The sequence below is a fragment of the Polaromonas sp. genome (assembly GCF_030680935.1).
Taxonomy (GTDB): Bacteria; Pseudomonadota; Gammaproteobacteria; order Burkholderiales; family Burkholderiaceae_C; genus Polaromonas.
The window spans coordinates 23,514-48,360 of record NZ_JAUXUP010000024.1; the positions used below are offsets into that span (position 1 = coordinate 23,514).

21 protein-coding genes are annotated in these 24,847 nt (G+C 61.1%); 3 read left to right on the forward strand and 18 right to left on the reverse strand.

Annotation, left to right across the window (positions count from 1 at the left end; genetic code table 11):
* Positions 1–202: 202 nt before the first annotated feature.
* The gene (locus Q8L50_RS06445) at positions 203–958 is read right to left on the reverse strand and encodes an SOS response-associated peptidase (protein ID WP_305347835.1); all 756 of its coding nucleotides are present in this window, start codon (positions 956–958) and stop codon (positions 203–205) included.
* Between the two features lie 146 nt (positions 959–1,104).
* Between Q8L50_RS06445 and Q8L50_RS06450 the strand changes: the two genes are divergently transcribed.
* Positions 1,105–2,373 (forward strand): S9 family peptidase, encoded by a 1,269-nt coding sequence (locus tag Q8L50_RS06450; protein ID WP_305347836.1) that lies wholly within the window; start codon positions 1,105–1,107, stop codon positions 2,371–2,373.
* 225 nt (positions 2,374–2,598) lie between these two features.
* Here Q8L50_RS06450 and Q8L50_RS06455 read toward each other — a convergent pair whose 3' ends face one another.
* The 6 genes from Q8L50_RS06455 to Q8L50_RS06480 all read right to left on the reverse strand — a co-directional run bounded on the left by Q8L50_RS06455 (position 2,599) and on the right by Q8L50_RS06480 (position 7,282).
* Entirely contained in the window at positions 2,599–4,623 is a 2,025-nt protein-coding gene (locus Q8L50_RS06455) for a DUF2868 domain-containing protein (RefSeq protein ID WP_305347837.1), read from the reverse strand.
* 42 nt (positions 4,624–4,665) lie between these two features.
* Positions 4,666–5,325 carry an HAD family phosphatase gene (locus Q8L50_RS06460; protein WP_305347838.1) on the reverse strand — a complete coding sequence of 220 codons (660 nt, stop codon included), beginning with the start codon at positions 5,323–5,325 and terminating at the stop codon, positions 4,666–4,668.
* A gap of 81 nt (positions 5,326–5,406) precedes the next feature.
* Positions 5,407–5,985 (reverse strand): NAD(P)H-dependent oxidoreductase, encoded by a 579-nt coding sequence (locus Q8L50_RS06465; RefSeq protein ID WP_305347839.1) that lies wholly within the window; start codon positions 5,983–5,985, stop codon positions 5,407–5,409.
* Positions 5,986–6,041: 56 nt separating this feature from the next.
* On the reverse strand, positions 6,042–6,452 hold the full coding sequence (locus tag Q8L50_RS06470) for a MerR family transcriptional regulator (protein WP_305347840.1): 411 nt from the start codon (positions 6,450–6,452) through the stop codon (positions 6,042–6,044).
* 15 nt (positions 6,453–6,467) lie between these two features.
* Complete coding sequence (locus Q8L50_RS06475) at positions 6,468–6,869, reverse strand: YchJ family protein (RefSeq protein WP_305347841.1); 402 nt, start codon at positions 6,867–6,869, stop codon at positions 6,468–6,470.
* Positions 6,869–7,282 carry a rhodanese-like domain-containing protein gene (locus Q8L50_RS06480; protein WP_305347842.1) on the reverse strand — a complete coding sequence of 138 codons (414 nt, stop codon included), beginning with the start codon at positions 7,280–7,282 and terminating at the stop codon, positions 6,869–6,871. Before Q8L50_RS06480 ends, Q8L50_RS06475 begins: the two co-directional genes overlap by 1 nt.
* A gap of 125 nt (positions 7,283–7,407) precedes the next feature.
* Here Q8L50_RS06480 and Q8L50_RS06485 point away from each other — a divergent pair, with 125 nt between their 5' ends.
* Positions 7,408–9,306, forward strand: coding sequence for an SLC13 family permease (locus tag Q8L50_RS06485; protein ID WP_305347843.1), 1,899 nt, complete (start codon positions 7,408–7,410; stop codon positions 9,304–9,306).
* 40 nt (positions 9,307–9,346) lie between these two features.
* On the opposite strand, the gene Q8L50_RS06490 is transcribed toward Q8L50_RS06485, so the two are convergent.
* The 7 genes from Q8L50_RS06490 to Q8L50_RS06520 form a co-directional block, all read right to left on the reverse strand.
* The gene (locus Q8L50_RS06490) at positions 9,347–10,474 is read right to left on the reverse strand and encodes an acyl-CoA dehydrogenase family protein (RefSeq protein ID WP_305347844.1); all 1,128 of its coding nucleotides are present in this window, start codon (positions 10,472–10,474) and stop codon (positions 9,347–9,349) included.
* Positions 10,475–10,519: 45 nt separating this feature from the next.
* Entirely contained in the window at positions 10,520–11,701 is a 1,182-nt protein-coding gene (locus Q8L50_RS06495; protein ID WP_305347868.1) for an acetyl-CoA C-acyltransferase, read from the reverse strand.
* An 83-nt stretch (positions 11,702–11,784) separates the two neighbouring features.
* On the reverse strand, positions 11,785–13,596 hold the full coding sequence (gene aceK / locus Q8L50_RS06500) for a bifunctional isocitrate dehydrogenase kinase/phosphatase (RefSeq protein WP_305347845.1): 1,812 nt from the start codon (positions 13,594–13,596) through the stop codon (positions 11,785–11,787).
* A gap of 19 nt (positions 13,597–13,615) precedes the next feature.
* Complete coding sequence (gene can, locus Q8L50_RS06505) at positions 13,616–14,278, reverse strand: carbonate dehydratase (RefSeq protein ID WP_305347846.1); 663 nt, start codon at positions 14,276–14,278, stop codon at positions 13,616–13,618.
* A gap of 24 nt (positions 14,279–14,302) precedes the next feature.
* A complete protein-coding gene (locus tag Q8L50_RS06510) occupies positions 14,303–15,484 on the reverse strand; it encodes an isovaleryl-CoA dehydrogenase (RefSeq protein WP_305347847.1) in 1,182 nt (393 codons plus the stop codon).
* Positions 15,485–15,522: 38 nt separating this feature from the next.
* Positions 15,523–15,984 carry a PaaI family thioesterase gene (locus tag Q8L50_RS06515; protein WP_305347848.1) on the reverse strand — a complete coding sequence of 154 codons (462 nt, stop codon included), beginning with the start codon at positions 15,982–15,984 and terminating at the stop codon, positions 15,523–15,525.
* A 36-nt stretch (positions 15,985–16,020) separates the two neighbouring features.
* Positions 16,021–16,446, reverse strand: coding sequence for a MerR family DNA-binding transcriptional regulator (locus Q8L50_RS06520; protein ID WP_305347849.1), 426 nt, complete (start codon positions 16,444–16,446; stop codon positions 16,021–16,023).
* A gap of 112 nt (positions 16,447–16,558) precedes the next feature.
* Between Q8L50_RS06520 and Q8L50_RS06525 the strand changes: the two genes are divergently transcribed.
* Positions 16,559–17,626, forward strand: coding sequence for an MBL fold metallo-hydrolase (locus tag Q8L50_RS06525; RefSeq protein WP_305347850.1), 1,068 nt, complete (start codon positions 16,559–16,561; stop codon positions 17,624–17,626).
* A gap of 12 nt (positions 17,627–17,638) precedes the next feature.
* On the opposite strand, the gene Q8L50_RS06530 is transcribed toward Q8L50_RS06525, so the two are convergent.
* From Q8L50_RS06530 to Q8L50_RS06545, 4 genes are all read right to left on the reverse strand, one after another.
* On the reverse strand, positions 17,639–19,204 hold the full coding sequence (locus Q8L50_RS06530; RefSeq protein WP_305347851.1) for an ATP-binding protein: 1,566 nt from the start codon (positions 19,202–19,204) through the stop codon (positions 17,639–17,641).
* A 37-nt stretch (positions 19,205–19,241) separates the two neighbouring features.
* Complete coding sequence (locus Q8L50_RS06535) at positions 19,242–19,883, reverse strand: response regulator (protein ID WP_305347852.1); 642 nt, start codon at positions 19,881–19,883, stop codon at positions 19,242–19,244.
* 99 nt (positions 19,884–19,982) lie between these two features.
* The gene (locus Q8L50_RS06540; RefSeq protein WP_305347853.1) at positions 19,983–24,266 is read right to left on the reverse strand and encodes a PAS domain S-box protein; all 4,284 of its coding nucleotides are present in this window, start codon (positions 24,264–24,266) and stop codon (positions 19,983–19,985) included.
* Positions 24,267–24,366: 100 nt separating this feature from the next.
* Positions 24,367–24,810 (reverse strand): response regulator, encoded by a 444-nt coding sequence (locus Q8L50_RS06545; protein WP_305347854.1) that lies wholly within the window; start codon positions 24,808–24,810, stop codon positions 24,367–24,369.
* Between the last annotated feature and the right edge of the window lie 37 nt (positions 24,811–24,847).

A 24,847-nucleotide genomic window follows, 5' to 3' on the forward strand; every position in this document is an offset into this window, starting at 1 on the left:
AGTCTAGTGCGCAGTAGCCCAAGTCACTCACGCCCTCGCCCAGGTTCGATCCCCATCTCCGCGCCAGACCAGCAAGGTCAGGCTCGGCCGGTTGTTCAATCCACCTGAATCGCTACTATTTTCATAGCTGCTTGCGCTTGTCACATAAGGGCAGAGGGCCGATTTTGTACAAGAAATATGCGCAAAAGCGGGCAGCGCGCGTTTAAAAAAGCTCGCCGCTCTCCGGGGGTGGCATGCGTGAGGTCAGCACGCTGCTGCTTCGGGGTGCCCGCGGCGGCAGGGGTGCGGGGCTGGCATCGAGCTGGCCCTGCCACTGCTTGAAGAAGCCGCTTGCCTGGGCCACCGGGCACGACAGCCAGGCGCCGTAGTCCTGCGGGGGCAAGATGACCACCATGCGTTTTTCTTCACCCGGTTTGTGAAAGCGCTGCATCACCGGGTGCCCATCGGCGTTGACGGTCAGCATGGCAAAGGTAAAGTCTTCGCGGCCGTTGGGGTGGCGCCACTTGCGGTAAATGCCTGCGATGCCCATGGGCACCTCGCCGGGCTGCTGAATGAGCCAGCGCACGGCTTTGCCGCTCTCCCAGTTGGGCTCATAAAAAGCCTCGACGGGAATGATGCAGCGCCAGCCCTTGCTCCACGACTCGCGAAAGCTCGGCAGCCTGGCCACCGTTTCGCTTCGTGCGTTGTAGGTTTTGCGCCCGGCGGCCAGTTCTGCCGCAAAGTTTGGCAACAAGCCAAAGATGCCGTCGTCGACCACACGGTGGCCGGAGCCGTCTTCTGCCAGGCGAATGAAAGGTGCCAGGCCCAGAGGCCAGACGTCAATCGGTGCTTCATCACGCGCGCGCTCAACTCCAAAGAAGGTCAACAACCTGTCGGAGCGCGTCACAGGGCGGTAGTTGGAACACATGGACTGGGGTGTGGTCTTTTTGGGGGGCGCGTTGTATGGAAGGGCAGACATTGCAAGTTTGCCAGACATGCGCTGGTGAGCCGCCAAGTGAAGGCACGCCTGAACGGGCGAACCGCATGTAGCCCCCTCAACCAGCAACCTTCAATAAAGAGCCTCCGCGCCCCTACACTTCACCAACCAAGGAGAGGCAGAAAGCAATGAACCGGCTAATCACACTGGTATGTTTTTTCTGGGCGACAACGGCAGGGGCGCAGACCGCCTGGCCCGATTACATGCCCGGCTTGTCTGCCGGGTTTTCAGAAAGCCCGATGGCTGCGGTGTTGCCCGAGGGCACCACCATCACGCAACCCGCCGCCAGTCTGCCCGCCGACAAGGCGCGATGGAGTGGCCTATGGGCTGGCTGGGCCTGCTGGGCGGCCTTGTGCAACGCAAAGATTGCGGTGGAGAGGGTCACCGACACCGGCGCTACGCTGGCCTACGCGGGCAGCTCTGCACAAAGCACCATCAATGACCGGGGCGAGGCGCAGTTTGTCAACGATGAGCTGGTATTCAGGGTCAAGACCGGGGCAAAACTCGTGCTGCGCCTGCGGCCCAGCGGCGAGATGGAGTTTTCGATCTGGAAGCCCGATACCGAGCTGATTACCACCGGCCTCTTGACGCAGAAGCCGGTGGATGACCACACCCGCACGGTTGAGCGCGTGCCCACCCCGTGGACAGAGAACGGCAAACCGCAGACGCTGGAGATGGTGGTGTACCGGCCCATAGGCGCCGGGCCTTTTCCCACCCTGGTGATGAACCACGGCTCCACCGGCAGTGGCGACAAGCCCGAACGGTTCACCAGCACCTGGACCAACCCCGATCTGGCGCGGGTCTTTGCACGTAAGGGCTGGCTGGTTTTGTACCCGCAGCGGCGTGGGCGCGGCCAGTCTGACGGGCTGTATGACGAGGGTTTTGAGCTCAACCGCTCGCGCTATTCGTGTGACCCTGCGCTGACGTTGCCCGGCATGGAACGGGCGCTGGCCGATCTTGATGTGGTGATGGCGCATGTGCTGACACGCAGCGACGTGGACGCCACCCGTCTGCTGATGGGCGGCGTGTCGCGCGGCGGGATACTGTCCTCTGTTTATGCGGGGACACGCCCCAATCCATTGTTGGGTGTGCTGAATTTTGTGGGCGGGTGGGTAAGCGACAGATGCTCTCAGGCGGAGGCCGTCAACGCCGTGTCTTTCAAACGCGCTGCAGCATTTGGCAAGCCGGTGTTATGGCTGTACGGCGACAAAGACCCGTTTTATTCACTGCGCCACAGCCGCTTCAATTTCGACGCCTTCTTGGCCGCAGGCGGCAAAGGCAGCTTTGTGACTTACCCAGCGCCCACTGGCCAGAACGGCCATGCCATTCATGCCTACCCGGGCATTTGGCAAGCGGCGGTGAACGACTATCTTCAGCAGGCGGTGCCGTCCCGTTGAACGCGACGAAGAGCGTGCCTACCGCTGGGCATCCGACCCGAAGCTGCCAGAGGTAGTCTTTTCGCTATTATTTTCATAGCTGCTTTCGCCTGTTACATAAGGGCTGGAGGCCTATTTGATACCTAATTATCCTGACCAGGCCACCAGCGGCGCTTCCACCTGTCGACGGCAGTTTGTGCTCACCACCGCTGCGGTGCGGTCATGACAGTCAAAAAATTTTGTCGCTCAAGCGATGACTTCCACGGGCACAGTGGGTGGATAGAAGGTTGCCAGCACGGCTTGCATGGCTTCCATCAGGGCGGGGGCAGCCTGCGCCGCGATCTGGTCCTCCAGCGCACCATCTTTAGCCGACCAGAGACTTGACAGACTATCTGTTCGTTGCTGGACTTCTTTTCCAATTTCCGTTTTCCAGCCGGCACGAAGACCACCGGTCCCGGGCTGCACCCGAACGGAATGGGCAAACTCCATATAGAGCAGCAAAGCGGCTTGCGTGAGACGCTGCATCATGTCGGCGTCGACACCCTTCTTGCGCCGCAGTGCGGCTATCCAGCCTATGCCGGCCCCCAGTAGAGCACCCAAAGCAGTACCTGCGCCCAATGTCAGAAAGCCAGTAGAAGCATCAACCGCAGCACCAACGGAAGCCCCGGTGGCAGCGCTGGCTGCGGTGACCGAAGTCTTTCCCATGCCTGAGGGAGCGCTGTAATACTGCACCAGCTGACCCTCCAGTGCACGACCACTCGCCCGCTCCAGGCGATGCAGTTGCTGCAGGTCAAGAAACAGTTCGTCCAGAGCTCGCTCAATGGCGTCCACCGAGGTTTCGCCATTGATTTGCAGGGCGACCCTGGCCAAACAAGTGGCAACCGCCCCCATGCTCTGTTCAAAGCGCAATTGCTGCTCTTGTTGCAGCTTGCTCCCAAGGCGACTCCATCCGGCTTGCGCGTGGGAGTCCAATCCGGCGGCAAGTGCATGCGTCAGGACAGACCACTGTTGCCAACTGTTCGCCAATCTATATGCAGGGACCACGACGGATGGCCGGCCGGACCAGGCCGACGGCATCGGCTTGTCTGCCAGCTCCTGCGTCGCAATGGACAGAACGCAGTCAACCGGCGAATCGGAGCCGGGCTCTTCAATCCACTGCAGCAAATCACCTTCCGGCGTTGAGATCGCCAGCTGCTGCGCCAGAGGGTCGTCCGCGACGAGTCGGGCCAGGCGCAAAAACTGGTCATGCGTGCGGGCATCGGAAAAGGCCAGACCGATCCTCAGACGGACGCGGCGCATGGAGGCCAACACGGCTTGAAAATAGGGGCTGGAAAGATCAAGCCGCAATTGGCGGCTCGCTGAGCGGGCGCGCGCTGCGGACCAGGCGGCGAGCAGCAAGCGAGGCAGGATAACCAATAGCGTCATCAGACCAACGTACATCCAGACCCATCGGTCGCCAGCCACGCCGTCATTCTGAAAATTGCGCAATGCCGTCACTTCGGCCAAGGTGAGGGGTGTGAGATTGAATACCTTTGTCGGCAACCAGAAGATCAATTCGAGCAGGCCGTGCACTGTATCGGCACCCAGAAATGTGCTTTCCCAGCCGACTTTGTACTGAACAAACAAACCCCGTCCAGCCAGTGACAGCGCGACGCCAGCACCCAGGGCCGCGGCAGAAATATGCAGGACGGTTTTCCAGCGGTAAATGATGAGTGGGCCGGCCATTACATGCCAGAGCCGATAAAACCCGGCCATCACGTTGGCACGCCCTCCGCGCTGACGCGAACGCCAGGCGTCAATCTGCTGGAGCAGGGAAGGGACCCATGACACAGTGGCCAGGGACTTTCGCCGCAACGTCAAGACCACAAGCAGGCAGTAGGTCAGCAGGTTGAATCCAATGATGATCAACAAGGGCGCAGAGAGCAGGTCCACCCGGTACGGATTGCCAATTCGATCAGTGCCGATGCCCGCCAACAAAGCCAGCACCGGAAGCGCAACGGCCACTCCGGACCATAGTGCGCTCGGGCGTTGCAGTGAGCCCAAGGCCGGATGCTCTGACGCCAGCAGATCCACCAGGTGCCTCGCACGCGTGGCCACCACTTGATCATCGGGAACAGCACGGCCATCTGGCGAAACTTCACCGAGCTCATTCAAGGCAGCCAATGCAGCGGCCTTGCGCGCGGCCAGGCCCACCAGCTCACCCCGAGGATCGTAGTTCTCCAGTGCCTGCGCCAACACGGCTGTGCGAGCTTGATTCTCAATGGTTCTCATCAAGAAACGCCCGTCGGCGGCCGCTGGAAGTGAAGTAAGCGCTCAAAGCATGTCGGGCAAATTTGCCATGTCGATAAAGATCAGGCTGGCACCCGCAGCGCGCAGGGCATCGGGCGCATCATGCCCGGCCTCTGCCGGGCTGTAGCCGAACACGGTGGCGCCCGCTGCCACGCCGGCGGTCACGCCGGGCACCGTGTCTTCGAGCACGGCGCAGCGCGTCGGGTCCACACCCAGCGCGGCAGCGGCGGCCAGATAAACGTCGGGCGCTGGTTTGGAGCGCGGCATCTCGTGGCCGCTGAAGATGCGGTCCTTGAAGTAAGTCATGAGGCCGCATTTTTCCAGTTGCAGCTCGACCTTGAAGCGGTCGGCGCCGGAGGCGCAGGCGATGCGGCCTTCGTACAGCGCGTGGATCTGGGCCACCGCTTCCAGAGCGCCGCGAATCGGCAGCAGGCCTTCGACCAGCCCTTCGTTGCGGCGTCCACGAAACTCGTGCAGCCATTCCTCGGTCAGTGGGCGGCCGGTTTTTTCTTCAATCAGCGCGGCCTGGTCCTTGACGGCCTTGCCAATGAACAGGCGCATGCATTCGGCGCTGCTGAGCGTCCAGCCGCTTTCTTCCAGCATGTCGCGAAGCACACCGTTGGTGATGGGCTCACTGTCCACCAGCACGCCGTCACAGTCAAAAAGCACAGCTTCAAAACGCACTGATGTTCTCCATATTCGACGCCGCCGTGGGCGCCATGGATGCGATTGTAGAAGTGTCAGGCACGCAGACCTGCCTTTGAGCTAAAGGCGAGAGGCGGCGGACCGGGCTTTTTGCAGCCAGGCCTCGCGCTGCGCCGGTTTGGAGCCCAGCACAGGACCAAAGCTGAACACCTTGACGGGTTTGATTCCGCAAAACTCCAGCGTGGTTTTGCGCATCTGGTGAATGGCGGGCATGCGATAAATCCACCTGAAATACCAAGGCGGCGTGTCCATGGTTACCAGGATGTGGGCTGAGCGCCCTTTCAAGAGCTGGTCTGGAAACGCAGCGCCCGCACGGTACTTGAATGCAAATCCCGGCAGAAAAGCCCGATCCAGAAAACCCTTCAACAATGCGGGCACTCCGCCCCACCAGATGGGGAAGACAAAGCACAGATGCTCTGCCCACAGAATGGACTCTTGCGCCAGAATCAGGTCGGGCTCAAGCTCCTGGATTTTCTTGAACCCCTCATGCAGGACAACATCAAATTTCAAGTCACCAAGCCGCAGCAGTTTGACCTCATGTCCTGCCCGGCGCGCAGCTTCGGCATAACTGTCTGCCAGCGCGCTGCAGAAACTGTCGCTTGAAGGGTGACCCAAAATCACCAAAATCCGTTTACCCATGCTGCCCTTCTCCAAAGTAAAAGGAGTCAGGCTAAGGCTTGCCCCCGGGGGCAGAGTCAAGAACTTTCTGCAGGCGGCTGCGACGGCGCAACATCGCAAGCCTGGCTCAGGCTTGCGCCCGAACTGGGACAGGACTGGATTTCCGCGTTGATCAGCTCCAGTTGGGCGTCCAGGCCGTGCAGCCTGTTTATTTCCTGTTGAATGTTTTGCCGTTTGAGCGCGATCTGCCGGGACAGCCCTTCCCAGTCGGGTTGGTTTGAATCGCCCTGCAAGACGAGGCGAAGATCCGACAAACGAAAGCCCAGGGATTGCGCCTGTCTGATCAGGCCGACCTGCTTGACGTCATTGCCTGAATACACCCGATAGGACCCGGCGCGGGTGACCTTGCCCAGCAGGCCCAGCGATTCATAGTGACGAATCGCCTTGGGCGTGACGCCCGTCTGACGGGATATTTCTCCGATAAACATGTCAAATGTGATGGGTTAGTTCTTCAAATCACCGTCAAGGTAAAACCAGCGCCCTGCCTCGTGAACAAAGCGACTCAGCTCATGCAGACGTACCGCCGGGTTACCGGGAACCTTTTGTCTGGCGACAAATTCAACTTCTGCACGGGTATTGTCCAGCAGCCGCTGCTGCCGCACTTCCAGGCCCAGCCACTTCACGCCGGGGTCAAAAGTGATGGTCTGCGGGCGCTTGCTGGCGTGCCAGGTGGCCAGCAGATAGTCTGCCCGCTCCAACACAAAGGCGGTGTAACGCGAATGCATCAGTGCCTGGGCATCTGGCGCAGGAGTTTGCGCAAAGTTGTCGATGAAGGGGCCGCAGCAACTGGCCAGCTCGAGCGGCTTTTTCAAAGGGCCGATACGGCCGCAGGGACACTGCGGCATCAGCTCTTCCTGGCTTTGCGCTCTTCCAGCGTCTCGGTCGGGGCGCCTTGTTTCTGCCACTCGGCATAACCTCCGTCGATGTGGGCGACGTTGCGCATGCCCATATCCTGCAGGGTCTTGGCCGCGAGGGCGCTGCGCCAGCCGGCGCCGCAAAACAAAATGAACTCTTTGCCTTCATCTGCAAACAGAGGCTTGTGGTACGGCGAGTCCGGGTCCACCCAGAATTCGAGCATGCCGCGCGGCGCATGAAAACTACCGACCAGCGTGCCGGGGCCGAGCTCGCGCACGTCGCGGATATCAACGATCTGCACGTTCGGATCGTTCATTCTGGTTTTGGCTTCTTCGACGCTGTAGGTCTTGACCTGGGCCATGGCCTCGTCAACGAGAGCGCGAAATCCTTTGGTGATGGGCATGTGGGTCTCCTGTTGCATCGATTATCCGCGCCCGATTCAGACGCTGGCGCCGGGCGCGATACGGATACAGTAGCAGTCATGCCATCGACCTGTTCCCTGCGCACGCAGCATCACCAAGCCAGCCCATGACCACCGACCAGATCACCGTCCTGCTCATTCTCGGCCTGGTGGTTGGGCTGTTTCTGTGGGGCAGGTGGCGGCACGACCTTGTGGCCGTCAGCGCGCTGCTGGCCTGTGTGTGGTCGGGTCTGGTTTCACCGTCGGACGCGTTCAGCGGCTTCGGCCACCCGGCGGTGATCACGGTGGCCTGCATGCTGATCATGAGCAAGGCGCTGCAGGTCTCGGGGGCGGTCGAGGTGCTGGCGCGCTACGCCATTCCCCGCAAGGCGGGACAGGTGCTCAGCCTGGCCGCGCTGATGGGCGTGGGCGCCCTGTTGTCGGGGTTCATGAACAACGTGGGGGCCATGGCCTTGCTGATGCCGATTGCACTGAAGGTCGCCACCCGCCTGTCCATCCCGCCGGGGCGCATGCTGATGCCGCTGGCCTTTGGCACCATTCTGGGTGGCATGACCACACTGATAGGCACGCCGCCCAATTTGATCGTGTCCGGGTTCCGGGCCGAAATGGCCGACAGCAAGGGGCCCTTTGCGATGTTCGATTTCGCGGCCATCGGTGTGCCGGTGGCGGTGCTGGGGGTGCTGTTCATCGCCGTGGTGGGCTGGCGCCTGGTGCCCAAACGCGAGTCTGCAGGCCTGGAAGGTTTTGACACCGGCGCCTACCTGACCGAGGTGCGCATTCTCGAAAACGGCGCGTCGGCAGGCAAGACGCTGGCTGAGGTGGAAAACGTGCTGGAGGAAGCCGGTGCGCAGGTGGTGGGCCTGGTGCGCGACGAGATGCGGATCACGGCCCCCAGCCCGCAGCGCATGCTTCGCGCCGGGGACATCCTGGTCATCGAGGCCGCGGCGGACACGCTCTCCACGGTCTTGTCTTCGCTCGGGCTGAAGCTGGAAGAGTCGGGTCGGCCAAAGGACCGGGAGGACACTGATCTACCGGCGGAGGATGCTGCGATCGCGAAAACTTCACAAACCTCAGGCGGTGACGTCAACACGGAAAAGAAGGCAGAGAAAAAGGAAGAAGGAGAAGACGACAAGCCCCGCGGCGGCGCGACGGAGATCGTGCTGGTCGAACTGGTGGTGTTGCCCGGCCCCATTCTGTCGGGACGCTCAGCGAGTGACATCTCGCTGCGCACCCGCTATGGGCTGAACCTGCTGGCGGTGTCAAGGGAGGGCAACCGGTCTACCGAGCGTCTGCGGTCAATGCCACTGCTACCCGGCGATATCCTGTTGCTGCAAGGCCCCCCCAGTGTGATCGCCGAATTTGCCAGCGATACCGGCTGTGTGCCGCTGGCCGGTCGCGATCTGCTGATCCCCAACAAGCGCAAAGCCATCCAGGCTTCGCTGATCATGCTGCTGGCCGTGGCTGCTGCCGCCCTGGGGCTGATGCCGGCGCCCATCGCCTTCATGACCGGCGTCCTGTTCACGCTGCTGCTTCGGACCCTGCCCTTGCGCAATGTGTACGAGGCCATCGACTGGCCCGTCATCGTGCTGTTGGGCGCCCTCTTCCCGCTGGCCAACGCCATGCAGTCCACCGGCGCAGCAGATCTGATTGCACGCGCATTGATGAGCTCGGTCGCGCAAGGCAACGCCACCATCGCGCTGGCCCTGGTACTGCTGGTGACGATGTTCCTGTCGGACCTGATGAACAACGCAGCCACCGCTGCGGTGATGTGCCCGGTCGCCATCGGCAGCGCATCGACGCTGGGCGTCAATCCCGACCCCTTCCTGATGGCGGTTGCCATCGGCGCCTCCTGCGCCTTTCTGACGCCGATCGGGCACCAGAACAACACCATGATCCTGGGACCGGGTGGCTTTCGCTTTGGGGACTACTGGAAGCTGGGCCTGCCGCTGGAGGTGCTGGTGGTGGCGGTAAGCATGCCGATGTTGCTGATCGTCTGGCCGCTGTGAGCTGAGGCTGCCGACCCGTGCCTGATCAAGCGGGGGGTGCCTAAAGTGCTCTTTGAATGATGATCTTCTGCACGTCAGACGTACCTTCGTAAATCTGGCAGACCCGCACGTCCCGGTAAATCCGCTCGACCGGAAAGTCGCTGACATAACCGTAACCGCCCAAGGTCTGGATGGCGGCGCTGCAGACTTTTTCGGCCATCTCGCTGGCAAACAGTTTGGCCATGGCCGCTTCCTTCAGGCAAGGCAAGCCAGCGTCACGCAAGCTGGCGGCGTGCCAGATCAATTGGCGCGCGGCTTCAAGCTGCGTTGCGCAGTCGGCCAGCCGGAAACCGACCGCCTGGTGGTTGAAGATGGCGGTGCCGAAACTCTGGCGCTCTTTGGCGTAGCTGAGCGCAAACTCAAACGCGCTGCGCGCCATGCCCACACTTTGTGCAGCAATGCCGATGCGCCCGCCTTCGAGGCCGCCAAGCGCGATGCCATAACCCTCGCCTTCTTTGCCAATCAGGTTCTCTGCGGGAATGCGGCAGTTGTCGAAATTGATCTGCGCGGTGTCGCTGGAGTTCTGGCCCAGTTTGTCTTCGAGACGCGCGACCACATAGCCAGGCGCATCGGTCGGCACCAAAAATGCGCTCATGCCTTTTTTGCCGGCACCCTTGTCGGTGACTGCAATCACGATGGCCGCGTGGCCGTTTTTGCCACTGGTGATGAACTGCTTGACGCCGTTGATCACGTAATCGTCGCCGTCCTTCACGGCCGTGGTGCGCAATGAGGAGGCATCACTGCCGACATGCGGCTCGGTCAGGCAAAACACGCCCAGCATGTCGCCCTGCGCCAGCGGCGTCAGCCACTGCTTTTTTTGCGCTGCATTGCCGTAACGCATCAGGATGGCGTTGACCGGGCAGTTGGTCACGCTGATGGCGGTGCTGGTGCCGCCGTCACCAGCGGCGATTTCTTCCAGCACCAGCGCCAGCGTGAGGTAGTCGAGGTTGGCGCCGCCAAACTCTTCCGGGACACAAATGCCGTAGGCGCCCAGCGCGGCCAGGGCCTTGTGTGCGTCTTTCGGGAAATGGTGTTCCTTGTCCCACTTTGCAGCGTGTGGCCAGAGTTCGGCTTGCGCAAAGTCGCGCACCGCGTCGCGAATTTGCTCCTGCTCTTGATTGAGTATCAAATCGGCCTCCAGCCCTTTAGATATATGCGCGAGCAGCTATTGTATTTATAGCAATTCCAGCGCCAGCGCCGTGCCTTCACCGCCGCCTATGCACAAGGTCGCCACACCCTTTTTGAGGCCGCGCGCCTGCAGCGCATGGATCAGCGTGACGATGATACGTGCGCCGCTGGCACCAATCGGGTGGCCCAGCGCGCAGGCGCCGCCGTTGACGTTGACGATGTCGTGGCTGATGCCGAGCTCTTTCATCGCGGCCATGGGCACCACGGCAAAAGCTTCGTTGACTTCCCACAGGTCCACATCCTTCACGCTCCAGCCGATCTTCTTGAGCAGCTTGTTGACGGCGCCGACCGGTGCGGTGGTGAACCACTCGGGCTCCTGCGCAAAGGTGGCATGACCGACGATGCGGGCAATAGGCTTGGCACCGAGCTCTTTTGCGGTCGATGCGCGTGCCAGCACCAGCGCGGCGGCGCCGTCGTTGATGGACGAGCTCGATGCCGCGGTGATGGTGCCGTCTTTCTTGAACGCGGGCTTGAGCGTGGGAATCTTGTCGAGCTTGACCTTGCCCGGGCCTTCGTCGATGGAAATCACGGTCTCGCCGCTGCGGCCCTTGACGGTGACCGGTGTGATCTCGGCCTTGAAGGCGCCGGACTCGGTGGCGGCCTTGGCGCGATTCACGCTGGTGGTGGCAAAGGCGTCCTGCGCCTCACGCGTGAACTTGTACTTGTCGGCGCACTGCTCGCCAAAGGTGCCCATGGCGCGGCCGGGCTCGTAGGCGTCTTCCAGGCCGTCGAGCATCATGTGGTCAAAAATCCGGTCATGGCCAATACGTACACCGCTGCGGCCCTTGAGCAGCAGATGCGGCGCGTTGGTCATGCTCTCCATGCCGCCGGCCACCATCACGTCACGGCTGCCAACCAGCAACTGGTCGTGCGCGAGCAGCGTGGCTTCCATGCCCGATCCACACATCTTGGACAGCGTCACCGCGCCGGTGCTGGCGGGCAGGCCGCCCTTGAAGCCGGCCTGGCGCGCAGGCGCCTGGCCCTGGCCGGCCATCAGGCAGTTGCCAAACAGCACTTCGTCGACCTTTTCGGGGGCAATGCCCGAGCGTTCAATGGCGGCCTTGATGGCAGCGCCGCCCAGGTCGTGTGCCGACAGGCTGGAAAAGTCGCCCTGGAAGCCGCCCATGGGGGTGCGGGCAGCGCCCAGGATAACGATGGAATCAGCGATGGATGTGGACATGGTTTTCTCCTTGAGGTGATGAGGTCATGAGGTCAACTGGGTCACGGTGCCTGCGTTTGCCGCGGCAGTGCTCAGGTTTTCTGCGCGGCGTACTTGTGCACAAAACGCCGCTCGCGTTCATACGGAAACACATCGTGTACATGGCCGTCGGCAATACGCTGCTTGTGGCCTTGCCAGAAAGTGGCCTCCAGCAGGTCGGCGTGGTGCTTCATGAAAACTTCGCGCACGGCGTCGTTGCCCAGCAGGAAGGGGCCAAAGGTCTCGGGAAAGACGTCCTTGGGCCCGACCTTGTACCAGACCTCGCCGCTCATTTCTTCTTCTTCGTTGCGCGGTGTCGGCACCTTGCGGAAATTGCAGTCGGTGATGTATTCGATCTCGTCGTAGTCGTAGAAAACCACCTTGCCGTGGCGTGTGATGCCGAAATTCTTCCAGAGCATGTCGCCCGGAAAGATGTTGGCAGCCACCAGGTCCTTGATGGCGTTGCCGTATTCAAGCACTGCACGTTCGATCTGATTTTTTGCAAAGGGGTCCTCGACCCCGGTGTCAAACGCCTCCTGCAGGTAGATGTTGAGCGGGATCATGCGGCGCTCGATGTACACATGTTTGATGATGACTTCCATCTGGCCGTCACCGTCGCGGTCACTGATCTCCAACTGGCTGGGGGCAAACTTCTCGATCTCGGCGATCAGCTCGTCGTCAAAACGCTCGCGCGGGAAAGCCACCTCGCTGTACTCCTGCGTGTCGGCCATGCGGCCAACGCGGTCATGCTGCTTGACCAGCAGGTATTTGCCCTTGATCTGTTCACGCGTGGTGTCTTTTTGCGGCGGGTAATAGTCCTTGATGACCTTGAACACATAGGGAAAGGACGGCAGGTCAAACACCAGCATGACCATGCCCTTGATGCCGGGGGCGATACGAAACTTGTCGGTAGAGTGCCGCAGGTGGTACAGAAAGTCGCGGTAGAACAGTGTCTTGCCCTGCTTGGCCAGGCCCAGCGCGTTGTAGATCTCGGCGCGCGGCATGCGCGGCATCATGCTGCGCAAAAACTGCACGTAGGCAGACGGAATGCCCATGTCCACCATGAAGTAAGCACGCGCGAAGCTGAACAGGATCAACAGGTCGTCTTCACCGATCAGCACCGAATCGATCAGTAATTTTCCGGATTTGCCGTGCAGCAAGGGCAAGGCAAAGGGCAGTTCGCTGAAGCCATTGATCAGCTTGCCAACGATGTAGGCACCCTTGTTTCTGAAAAATATGCTGGAAAGCACCTGGATCTGGAAATTGGCGCGCAGCTTGGCTTCACCCAGCCGGTTGTTCAGCTCTTCCACCACATAACCCGCGTCACGCGCCAGGTCTTCAAAACCGACATGAAGCTCGAAGTCATTGACCATGCGAACAATGTGCTCATGCAGCGTGTCGCGCTGGGGGTAATAGGCGCGGTAGGTCGGCTGGGTAGCCAGCTCGTCGTTTTCGATGTATTCGGTGCTGACCGCCGGGCGCACAAAAATGAAGTTGTTGTGAAAGTAGCTGCGATGCAGGATTTTGGTGGTGACCGAGTTGAAAAAGGTCTCGGCCAGCTCCGGCTGGTGGTGATCAACCAGCAGCCCTATGTAATGCAGCTTGATCTGGTGCCAGACTTCCATCGGCTGCTCACCGGCCTTGAACTCGCGCTCCAGCCGCATCGAGGCCTCACGCACACGCAGGTCGTAAAACTCGATGCGCTCGCGCTGCGCGCGCTGCTGTCCGTGCCAGTCGGCTGTTTCAAAGCGGTGTTTGGCGCGTGCCGACTCGGTGCGAAACAGCTGGTAGTGGCGGTTGAAACCATCCATCATCGCCTTGGCGATGTCGTAGGCAAGGGGCGAGTCCAGGCGCTGCGGAAACATGATGTGTGCTGGAAAAAACTCAGGACGCGCGCCGCGTGTCCCAGACACGTTCGACCGCCGCACGGTAGAAGGTATCGAGCTCTGCCGGATCCGAGATGGTCATTTGCAGGTCCTGCAACAGTCCGTCGTGCACCCCAAATGCCCAGCCGTGGATGCTGACCTTCTGGCCCTTGGCCCAGGCGTCGACCATGACGGTGCTGACGCAGACATTGACCACCTGCTCGATCACGTTGAGGTCGCACAAGGCGTCGGCGCGCACGGCGTCCGACAGGCTGTCCAGCAGCTGGCGGTGGCGGTGCCGCACGTCCTGGATGTGGCGTATCCAGTTGTCGGCCAGGCCGATACGCGCGCCATCCAGCGCCGCCTTCACGCCGCCGCAACCATAGTGACCAACCACCATGATGTGTTCAACCTTGAGCATGTCCACCGCGAACTGGATGGCCGACAGCGCATTGAGGTCCGAGTGCACCACGATGTTGGCCACGTTGCGATGCACAAACACCTCGCCCGGCTCCAGGCCGGTGATCTGGTTGGCGGGCACCCGGCTGTCGGAGCAGCCAATCCACATGTATTTGGGCTTTTGCTGCTTGACCAGGCTGGTGAAAAAGCCGGGGCGCTCGCGCTCCATTTGCCCGGCCCAGGCGCGGTTGTGGCTGAAAAGGTCGTTGATGGAAGAAGTCATGGCGCTATTGTGGCTTGCGCCGCTTCACATGGTTTCGGCAAACAGCTCGCGGCCAATCAGCATGCGGCGGATCTCGCTGGTACCCGCGCCGATTTCATACAGCTTGGCGTCACGCCAGAGCCGGCCCAGCGGGTAGTCGTTGATATAGCCGTTGCCGCCGAAAATCTGCACGCCTTCACCGGCCATCCAGGTGGCTTTTTCGGCGCACCAGAGAATGACGGAGGCGCAGTCCTTTCGCACCTGACGCACGTGCTCAACTCCCAACAGGTCGAGGTTCTTGGCGACGGTGTAGGCAAACGACCGGCCGGCCTGCAACACGGTGTACATGTCGGCGACCTTGCCCTGAATCAGCTGGAACTCGCCGATGGGGGTACCAAACTGCTTGCGGTCGTGGATGTAGGGGATCACATTGTCCATGACCGACTGCATGATGCCCAGCGGCCCGCCGGTCAGCACGGCACGTTCGTAGTCCAGCCCGCTCATCAACACTTTGGCGCCGCTGTTGAGGCCGCCCAGAATGTTCTGCGCCGGCACCTCCACATTGCTGAAAACCAGCTCGCCGGTGTGTGAGCCACGCATGCCAAGTTTGTCCAGCTTCTGCGCAACTGAAAACCCCTTCATGCCTTTTTCGATCAAAAAGGCGGTAACGCCGCGCGCCCCGAGCTCGGGCTCGGTTTTGGCGTATACCACCAGGGTGTCGGCGTCGGGGCCGTTGGTGATCCACATCTTGTTGCCGTTGAGCAGGTAATAACCACCCTTGTCTTCGGCCTTGAGTTTCATGCTGATGACGTCGCTGCCGGCGCCGGGCTCACTCATCGCCAGGGCGCCCACATGTTCGCCGCTGATCAGCTTTGGCAAATATTTGCTGCGTTGCTCCTCGGTGCCGTTGCGCTTGATCTGGTTCACACACAAGTTGCTGTGCGCGCCATAAGACAGCCCGACCGAGGCACTGGCACGGCTGATTTCTTCCATGGCGATCATGTGCGCCAGATATCCCATGTTGGCGCCGCCGTATTCCTCGCTGACGGTGATGCCGAGCACACCGAGGCTGCCCATTTTTTGCCACAGGTCCATGGGAAACTGGTCATTGGCGTCAATCGCGGCGGCGCGTGGCGCAATTTCGGCCTGGGCAAATTCGCGTACCGCGTCGCGCAGTGCGTCGATGTCTTCGCCAAGCTGGAAGTTGAGTCCGGGCAGGTTGTTCATGCGGGTTCCTTGTTTTTTCGATCCGGTTTTTTTGACGCTCAGTTTTTGACGTCGTCGCGGCCAGTGATGGTCATCAGCGTGGCGCCCATGGTGGCAATGAGTTTTTCACGACCGTCATCGACGGCGTAGGCCCGGCCTTCGGTCACAGTCACGGTACGGCCGGGTTTGATGACCTGGCCCACCATGCGAAACCGCTGGCCCTTGGCCGGGGCCAGCAGGTTGATCTTGAATTCGATCGTCAGCACCCCGGCGTCAGCCGGCATGAGCGAGAAACCAGCGTAACCGCAGGCTGAATCAAGCGCGGTGGCCACCATGCCGGCATGCAGAAAGCCGTGCTGCTGGCTCAGGCCCGCAGCCCAGTCCAGCTCGATGACCACCCGGCCAGGCTCCACCTGCGCAAGCTGCGCACCAATCGTTGCCATGGCACCCTGCAGCGCAAAACTATCGCGTACCCGGGCTGCATAACCCTCGTCTTTCGGCTTGAATTCAGGCTGGTCCATGACGGCGTTGTTGATTGACGTTTACGTAAACGTCAATTATGGCTTATTCGCGGTTTTGGGCGTTTTCCCGGCCTTGGCTGTCCTGGTCAGCAGCGCGCGGGCTTCTTTTTCATGCGCCTTGACCTCCTCCAGGTTGGCCTGAAGGTCCGCCATCTGCTCTTCCAGCTGTTTGCGGTGCTGCGCCAGCACGGCGAGAAATTTTGTCAGCTGCGGGCCGGTATCACGCGGGCTGTCGTAGGTGTCGATGATTTCCTTGGCCTCGGTCAGGCTCAGCCCCAGCCGTTTGGCGCGCAGGGTGAGTTTGAGCCGGGTGCGGTCCCGGGCGCTGTACACACGGTTGCGCCCGCCCGGCCCGTCACGCTCGGGCTGCAGCAGGCCCATGTCTTCGTAAAAACGGATGGCACGGGTCGTCAGGTCAAACTCTCTGGCCAGATCGCTGATGGAGTGGGTGGTGCTTGCCATGTGCTGAAACCCTGGTGACAGGGCCCTGGTGGTGCGGATCGGTAAATCAGGTTTAATGCCTGAATCAGGCTTACGTTAACGTAAACGTCAATTCAACCGGTGATCTTACAAGATGAATGCACAGGAAGCCCAGCTTGACTACCCTTTTGGCGATACCCTGCCGCCATCCGGCGGCGCGCTGGAAGTCGCCCCCGGGGTCAAGTGGTTGCGCATGCGCCTGCCCTTTGCGCTGGACCACATCAACCTGTGGCTGCTGCGCGATGCCTTGCCCGGGCCGCAGGGTGATGTACAGGGCTGGACGGTGGTGGACTGCTGCATCAGCAAGGACGAATCCAAAGCGCAATGGGAGCAGATATTTGCGAATGAACTCGAAGGCCTGCCTATCCTGCGTGTCATCGTCACCCACATGCACCCCGACCACATCGGCCTGGCGTACTGGCTGTGCGAGCGCTGGAATGCCCCCTTGTGGATCAGCGCCACCGACTACAACGCCGCACGCATAGGCAGCCAGAGCAGCACCGGCTTTGGCGGTGCCAGTGCTGCCGACTTTTTTGCCTCCCACGGCTTGTCGGACCCACTTTATCTGGACCAGATCCGGGGGCGTACCAGCTACTACCCCGGTCTGGTTCCCGCAGTCCCCGGCAGTTTTCACCGCATGATGGATGGCGATAACATCACCATCGGTGGCCGCTTGTGGACATGTATAGCCGGCTACGGCCACGCGCCAGAACACATCGCCCTGCATTGCGCCGACGCGGCCGTGCTCATCAGCGGCGACATGATACTGCCGCGCATTTCAACCAACGTCAGCGTCTACGACGTGGAGCCAGAGTCCAACCCCTTGACCCTGTTCTTGCAGTCGATCAACCGGTTTTTACCGCTGCACGCCGATACCCTGACCCTGCCCTCACACGGCAAGCCCTTCAGGGGCCTGCACACACGCATTGCGCAGTTGCACGAGCATCACTGCGACCGCCTGGCAGAAGTTCTGGACGCTTGCAGCGCAGGCCCCTGCAGCGGCGCCGACATACTGCCAGTGATGTTCAAACGCCCGCTGGACGTGCACCAGACCACGTTTGCCCTGGGTGAGGCGGTAGCCCATTTGCACACCTTGTGGTTTGAAGGCAAGCTCACCCGGCTTTTGGGCGGCGACGGGGTTTACCGCTTCAGGGCCTGCTGACCCGGCGCCCCATCAAGCTGGCGCGTCGGGTACATGAGTCGCCGCCACCTGGGGCAGCGACAGGAAGAAGCTGGCACCGCCCTGATTCGCCGTCACACCCCAGGCTTGCCCCCCATGCAGCTGGGCAACACGTTGAACAATGGCCAGGCCCAGCCCGCTACCCGGAAAATCCGCGGTCGAATGCAGCCGCTGGAAAGCCGTGAACAATTTCTGCGCATATGCGGCATCAAAACCCACACCGTTGTCCGACACACAAATAACAGCGTCGCCGGGGTCTGAGCCTGGTACCAGCCCGACCTTGATCCAGCCTTGCTCTTTTCTGGAGGTGAATTTCCAGGCGTTATCGAGCAGACAGGACAGGGCTGTGACAAGCAGGTGTTTGTCACACGTCACCAGCAGTTCCGCCGGCATTTCAACCAGCACCTGGCGCTCGGGCTCGCGCTTGCCCAGCTCGTCCAGCAGGCGCTGGCAGACCGGAACCAGGTCCACCGTCTCGAGTACCAGGGTCACGCGCGGCAGGTAGCTCAAGGTACGCAGGTCATCGATCAGTTTGGCCAGCTGGCGCGTGCTGGCCTGGATTCTTTCCAGAAAATGCTGCCCCTGCTGGTCCAGCACGGGGGAATATCGTTCTGCCAGCGTACGCGCAAAACCGCTGACAACGTGCAGAGGGGCTTTCAGGTCGTGCGACATCGCATAAAGAAAGGTCTCCAGTTCCTTGCGGCTGCTTTGGGCCTGCAGGGTGGATTGCGCCATGCCAAGCTCCAGTTCGTCATTGCGCTGCCGCAATTGCGCGTCCGCCAGATGCCGCGCACCCACGTCCACCACACTGACCAATACGGCCGGTCGCAGCTGCCAGTGGATACTCGCGCAGACGAGCTCAACCAGCATACGTTCGCCATCGGTTTTTTTTTGCGTGCACAGCCGCATCTCGCCATGAAAATCCCCCGCCGGCAGGGAATCGAGCAAGGCTGCACCCTGGCCATCGGGGAAAAAAATTTCAACCGACCGGCCAGCTGCATCTTCCAGAGGCTGGCCATACAGGGCAGCGCTGGCCTGATTAGCCGCCAGGAGCCGGCGCGAAGCGGGATCGTACAGCCACATGGCCACGGGATGGGCGTCAAACAGGGTTTTCTGGCCTGCCTCGCTTTCGCGCAGGCTGCGCAAGGCATGATGCTCTGCGCTGACATCGCGCAAATTGACGATCATGCCGTCTGCCTGTTGCCGCAGCTGATATTCGACCCACTGGTCCTCAAACGCGTAATGGCTGACAAAGCTGCTGCGGCTGTCTGAGCGCAAGGCGAGCTCAGCAGCGCCGCGGTGCCTGTCGGTGATGGCTTCTGGCAAGGCTTCCCAGAAATCGACCCCCTGCAAAGCGCCAAGTCCCGAGTGCATCAGCGCCTGCGCGTGGCTGTTCAGCGCCAGCACCCGGCCGCTCCCGTCAAGCAGTATCACGCCGTCGGCGGCCAGCTCCAGTGCGGCTTGAAAAGCATCTTCCGCGATGCTTTGGGCGCTTGGCAGGCGTGCTGCGGGGCGGCGCGTTCTGTGGGTCAGCCAGCTCAACCACCTGGTGAACTTCACGGGGCCGGCTCCAGATCAGTCGCTCAATGGCGCCGTGTCAGCGCCACTTCCGGTTGGCCACCAGCAAGGCGGTGACGTAACCGTGCAGCCAGTCGAAATTGATCGGCTTTTCAAGGTAATGCGAGTTGGGCGGCAGCTCACCCCTTTCGCGCACGGCCTCTCTGGACAGGCCGCTGATGACCAGTATCTGCATGGCCATCAGTTGCTGGTTGCGCTTGAGCGCCCGCAGCATCTCCATGCCATCGACGCCCGGCATGTTCAGGTCGGTGATCAACAGGTCAGGGCGCATGCTGGCAATGTCCATCAAGGCCTCCAGCGCGGACGGCATGAAACTGCAATCGACCGGCATGTTCCATTCTTCAAACTGGGCCTTGTACAGATCGCAGGTTGCCTCATCGTCTTCCACCACGAGCACACTGAGCCGATTGCGCGGGTCGGCATCGACCTGGGCCAGTTGCGGGCTGTTCTTCAACAAATAATTGTTGATGGCACGCAGCGAGAGGCGACGGTGGCCCCCCAACGTTTTCCAGGCATCGATTTCGCCCTTTTCAACCAGCGACTGGACGGTGGCAACAGACAGACCCAGCAGCTTGGCCGCATAAGTGGTGCCGCAGTAGTCGTCGCTTGAAAAATCACTTGCCGTGATGGCGGTTTCAAAATTTTGAGGTTCACGCGGCATATGAAAAGCCCTTGAAAATAAGAACTGTTAATTTAAACAAATTAATGGATTTAATCAATTGGATTTAATAACAATCATTTGACACAAAATCTTACCTTTTCAGCTATCGAGCAGCACAACCGCACCCGGCAGCGTGAAAAAGAATGTCGCGCCTTGGTCCGGTGCGGACTCAGCCCAGACCTGACCACCATGTCGGCTGATCACCCGGCTTACTGTGGCCAAACCAACCCCCGTCCCCGGAAATTCGGTGACCGCATGCAGGCGCTGAAAGGTGTTGAAAAGTTTGTCCGCGTAGGCCATGTCAAAACCCGCGCCGTTGTCGCGCACCAGAAACACCATCAGGCCGGCGGCGTCAATGGTGTGCCCTACGTGGATCTCGGCATGCGCCAGCTGGGATGTGAATTTCCACGCATTGCCCAGCAGGTTTTCCATCACCACGCGCAGCAACCGGCCATCGCCCTGCGCCTGAAGTCCGTCTTCTATGTGGATGCTGGCAACCCGCTCCGGGTCACGGCCCCGGCATTCGTCGGCAATTTCATGCGCCAGCGCGCTCAGGTTTACCGTCTCGTGGCGCAACTGCATACGAGACACCTGGGCCAGTGACAGCAGGTCTTCAATCAGCCGGCCCATTTGCCCCACCCCCGCCTGAATACGCGACAGGTAGTGCCGGGTTTTTTCATTCAACTGGTCGGCACCGAGCTGTTTGGCCAGCAGTCGGCTGAAGCCATCTACCGTGTTCAGCGGCGAGCGCAGATCGTGTGACACCGAATACGAAAACGCCTCCAGCTCCTGGTTGGACAGGCGCAGGGCGGACTCCACCGCCTTGATCTCCGTCACATCAGCGTCGATGCCGACCCAGAACAACACGCTGCCCTGTTCATCGAGAACTGGTGTCGCCCGGTAAGACATGGTGTGGTAAGACCCGTCCTGTGCAAGGAAGCGCCGCATGCCGTGGTACGGCTGGAGCGACGCGCGCGCAGCCTCCCAGTTGGCGACCATATCGGTCAGGTCGTCGGGGTGAATTGCAGCGAGCCATTTGTTGCCCATCCAGTCAGCTGGCTCGCCGCCCATCAATTCGTACCATTTGCGGTTGGCGTAGGTCACCCGTCCCTCGGTGTCGGCGTTCCAGACCACCTGCGGCGCCTGCTCCGCCAGCACCCGGGACATGGCCTCCTGCCGCGCAAGCGCAGCGGTGCGTTCTGCCACTTTTTGCTCCAGGCTCAAATTGAGCTGCTGGACCTGCTCAAAAAGTTGTGCGTTTTCGATGGCAATACAAGCCAGTTGCGCCAGCTCAACACTGACATACTGATCTTGCAAGGTGAACTCACCCTCGTATTTGTCGCTGACCTGCAGCAGCCCCATGGTTTCTCCGTTGTGGCCGGTCAGAGGCACCGCCAGCCAGCCGCGCATCGCCGGGGCTTTGTCATCCCCCTCGTTCAAGCCAACCCAAAGCGGATGGGCCTGCAGTTCAGGCTGGGTCAGGCGCATGGGGCTGGCGGCGGTGCTGGCCATGGCGTCGAGGCCGCTGGCATGGATCAGCCGCACCATGTCGCGGCAATGCGCATATTTGTCTGAATGCGATGTGGCGCTGATCACGCGTCGCTGTTCGCCCGGCAATGTCAGGCTCACCGCCGCCTGATGGGCACCTACGACGGCCCGGACCTGCTCCACGGTTTCCTGCAGCGCGGCTTCGAGCGTTCGGTGACGGGTAATGGCCTGGGTCGCGTCGGCCGCGCGCTGCAGGGTGAAGAGGTGGTCCCGAACGCCCTTTTCGGCCAGCACTTGGGCAGTCATGTCCAGGGCCACCACAAAACGCGCTGGCCGCCCGCTGTACTGAAGCGGGTTAGACACCGTCCCGACGTGAAATTCATGGCCGTTCTTGCGTCGGTGCAGGCGGCGACTGATCACCTGCCTGAACCCACTGGCAATTTCCCCTCGCAGACGCTGCGCTTCCAGTTCCGAGCGGATGTCGAAAATAGTCATGGTCAGAAATTCGTCGAGGCTGTAGCCATAACTCACGATCGCCGCCCGATTGACAGCCAGAAAGCGATGGTTTTCCGCATCAATCACCCACATCGGCACCGGCGCAGCCTCAAACAAGGCCGCGTAGCGTTGCTCACTGTCCACCAGGGCCTGCTCGGCGTGTTTGCGTTGGGTTATATCCCGCTCCACCGCAACCCAATGGGTAAACCATCCGCTGGCATCGGCAATGGGCACGATGTCGAGCTCCAGCCAGAACTCCTGGCCGCTTTTGGTGTAATTGATCAACTCGCCGCGCACCGGCTGCCACTTTCTGAGCGCGGCGCCTATGCGGTCCAGTTCGTCGGGCTGCGTTTTGGGCCCCTGCAAAAAACGGGGCGACTTGCCCAGCACCTCTTCGCGGCTGTAACCGGTGCGGCGCTCAAACGCGTCGTTGACAAAAACAATGCGCGGCCCGGGCTCTTCAACCGGCTCAGCCTCGGTGATCAGCACAATGTCGTTCAGGCGCGAGACCGCCGCCTCCAGCAGCTTGAGCTGGCTTTGTGCCTCCTGCTGCTCGGTCACGTCCTGCAATGCGCCCACCAGCCGCACGGTTTTGCCGTCTTCTTGCAAAGCGCGGCCCTGAAGATGTACCAAACGACGGCGCCCGTTGGCAGTGACAAGCGGCAAGATCAAATCGCAGGGCTGGCCGTGATCAATGCCCGCCTGCAGGGCGGCGCGCACCAGGGGTTGCGCCTCTGGCGCATAAAAACCGATCGCCTGCTCGAGCGGCGTATAGCGGACTGGCGGCACTTCGTGGATGCGGTACACCTCGTCCGAACAGACATACACCATGCGGTCGAGCAGCAACTCCCACCCGCCAATTTTCGCCATCTCGCCAGTGCGGTTCAGCAGTTCGGTGTTGCGGGCCACAGCCAGCTCGGCCTTCTTGCGCTCGGTGATGTCCTGGATGACACCCGCCCTGCGCTTGACTGGCCCAGGGTCATCTTCATCCTGGTCGTGGGCTCGGCCAAACAGGTGAATCCAACGCACCTCGCCGGCATCGGTGGTCACCCTGAATTCGGTGTCCAGTGGCAGACCCGCCTCAACAGCCGCTGCGCGAGCCGCAGCGAAGCCTTGCCGATCGTCCGCATGAACCAGCTGGACAAAGCTGGTGTAGTTTCCGTCAAAGCTGCTGCGATCTACCCCCAGCACGTCGTAGGCTTCATCGGACCACCAGCTCTGGCTGGTATGGACGTCAAGCTGCCAATAACCAATTCGCCCCAGGCGTTGCGCGTCCTGCAATTTGCGCTTGACCGCGTCACTGCTGTCCAGTTCAGCTTGCAATGCGGCCTGCTGCTTTTGCAGGGATTCCGCCATCAAGTTGAAGCCAGCTGCGACCCGGGACAGTTCTCCTCCACCCTCAAGAGCCAATGCCGGAATGCGAGCGTCATAACGCCCCTCCTGGATCTGCCGGGTGGCATGGAGAATCTCTTCGGTCGGCCCCACAATCGCTTGCCCGCCCATTCGCCAGGCAAGCCAACTGCCCAGAAAAGCCACCAGGGCTATCAGCGTGAGTTCCAGTCCAAGCTGATTTCGGACTGCACCAACGGCAGCGTCCCGGTCCACACTGACCGCCACAAAGGAAAAAGCTTGCCCGGCTGCTCCTGCAGGCCTGAAGGCGAAAAGCCGCTGCCGGCCTTGCGTGTCAGGACCTTCACCGATGCCGGTCTGCATGCTGGTCAAGGCCTGCTGTAGCAAAGGCACAGAGACCGGCTGCCCCACCACGGCCGATGCGTCTGCGCTGGATACCAGCACAATGCCTTTGCGGTCTGTGACCACAAAATTTCTGCCGCCTGGCAGAGGAGCATTGGCCAATGCGCGGGCGACTTCCGTCAGATCCACCGTGACGAAGGCAACACCGGCCGCTGTGCCCGGCTGAACCAGCGGCATCGCAAATGTGATGATGTGTTTGCCGCTGTTGCGCCCGCGCATGTAGCCGCTGACAGCCACGCGACCGGTTGACCGCGCCGCCTGAAAATAGTCACGGTCACCGGCGTAACCACCCGCAGCATTGCCAAGGCCATCACATCGAAGCAAGCCATCGGACCCTATGACACCCAGGTTGGTATACATAGGGAGCTCGGCGTTCAGCTTCGTCAGATAGCGCCTGCAGTCGGCCAGATCACCAGCCACCACCCAGGGCGACTGGACAAGCGCGGTGAGCACCTGCCGGGCTGAATCCGCCACACTCTGCTGATTGGCCGCCACAAGCGATGCCACAAACTGCAACTCGCTCTTGGCTCGCTCCAGCGCTGCGTTTGCGTTATGCCACGCGGTGTAGATCGACATGCCAAACAGCGGGACAATCGCCACCGCCAACAGCAGCACAATGCGGGCGCGAAGGCTGAATGTGGCTTTCACGGGTCAATAGCGCTGAGCGAGTCAGGCGGACGCGCTGCGACTTCCTGGGAAAATGCGGGGGGAGGGCGGGCGCAGCCGCGTGCCAGACGGGAGCGGCGGCTCAGGCCGTGGCAATGGACTCATTGACCCGCAACCAGTACTCCTGCAGGCGGCTTAGTTTTTCTGTGAAGTCGCCAAAATCAACGGGTTTGCGGACAAAGCCATTGGCCCCGCTTTGATAACAGGCAATGATGTCCGACTGCTCACTGGAAGAGGTCAGCATGACCACTGGCACCAACGCCGTCAGCGGGTTGCTGCGCAGACTGCGCAACACATCGAGGCCCGAAAGTTTGGGCAGTTTCATGTCCAGCAGCACAAAGGCCGGCTGCTTCTGGGTATCGCGCCCCGCGTGCGCGCCCTGCCCAAACAGATAATCCAGCGCCTCGGCGCCATCACGCGCCGTCACGATGGCGGTGTCGGCGCCCTGCTCTTGCAGGGTCAGCACGGTCAGTTCAAGGTGGTCGGGATTGTCTTCCACCACCAGGATGGGTTTGTCGTCGTTCATAAAGCTATTTACTCCTGCGCATCGTTATCGGATGTCA

Coding starts and splice junctions, on each gene's coding strand:
- Q8L50_RS06450 (WP_305347836.1), top strand. CDS start 1,105: ATGAACCGGCTAATCACACTGGTATGTTTTTTCTGGGCGACAACGGCA.
- Q8L50_RS06525 (WP_305347850.1), top strand. CDS start 16,559: ATGAATGCACAGGAAGCCCAGCTTGACTACCCTTTTGGCGATACCCTG.
- Q8L50_RS06455 (WP_305347837.1), bottom strand. CDS start 4,623: ATGAGAACCATTGAGAATCAAGCTCGCACAGCCGTGTTGGCGCAGGCA.
- Q8L50_RS06545 (WP_305347854.1), bottom strand. CDS start 24,810: ATGAACGACGACAAACCCATCCTGGTGGTGGAAGACAATCCCGACCAC.
- Q8L50_RS06445 (WP_305347835.1), bottom strand. CDS start 958: ATGTCTGCCCTTCCATACAACGCGCCCCCCAAAAAGACCACACCCCAG.
- Q8L50_RS06520 (WP_305347849.1), bottom strand. CDS start 16,446: ATGGCAAGCACCACCCACTCCATCAGCGATCTGGCCAGAGAGTTTGAC.
- aceK (WP_305347845.1), bottom strand. CDS start 13,596: ATGTTTCCGCAGCGCCTGGACTCGCCCCTTGCCTACGACATCGCCAAG.
- can (WP_305347846.1), bottom strand. CDS start 14,278: ATGACTTCTTCCATCAACGACCTTTTCAGCCACAACCGCGCCTGGGCC.
- Q8L50_RS06515 (WP_305347848.1), bottom strand. CDS start 15,984: ATGGACCAGCCTGAATTCAAGCCGAAAGACGAGGGTTATGCAGCCCGG.
- Q8L50_RS06470 (WP_305347840.1), bottom strand. CDS start 6,452: ATGTTTATCGGAGAAATATCCCGTCAGACGGGCGTCACGCCCAAGGCG.
- Q8L50_RS06475 (WP_305347841.1), bottom strand. CDS start 6,869: ATGCCGCAGTGTCCCTGCGGCCGTATCGGCCCTTTGAAAAAGCCGCTC.
- Q8L50_RS06535 (WP_305347852.1), bottom strand. CDS start 19,883: ATGCCGCGTGAACCTCAAAATTTTGAAACCGCCATCACGGCAAGTGAT.
- Q8L50_RS06485 (WP_305347843.1), top strand. CDS start 7,408: ATGACCACCGACCAGATCACCGTCCTGCTCATTCTCGGCCTGGTGGTT.
- Q8L50_RS06465 (WP_305347839.1), bottom strand. CDS start 5,985: ATGGGTAAACGGATTTTGGTGATTTTGGGTCACCCTTCAAGCGACAGT.
- Q8L50_RS06510 (WP_305347847.1), bottom strand. CDS start 15,484: ATGAACAACCTGCCCGGACTCAACTTCCAGCTTGGCGAAGACATCGAC.
- Q8L50_RS06480 (WP_305347842.1), bottom strand. CDS start 7,282: ATGCCCATCACCAAAGGATTTCGCGCTCTCGTTGACGAGGCCATGGCC.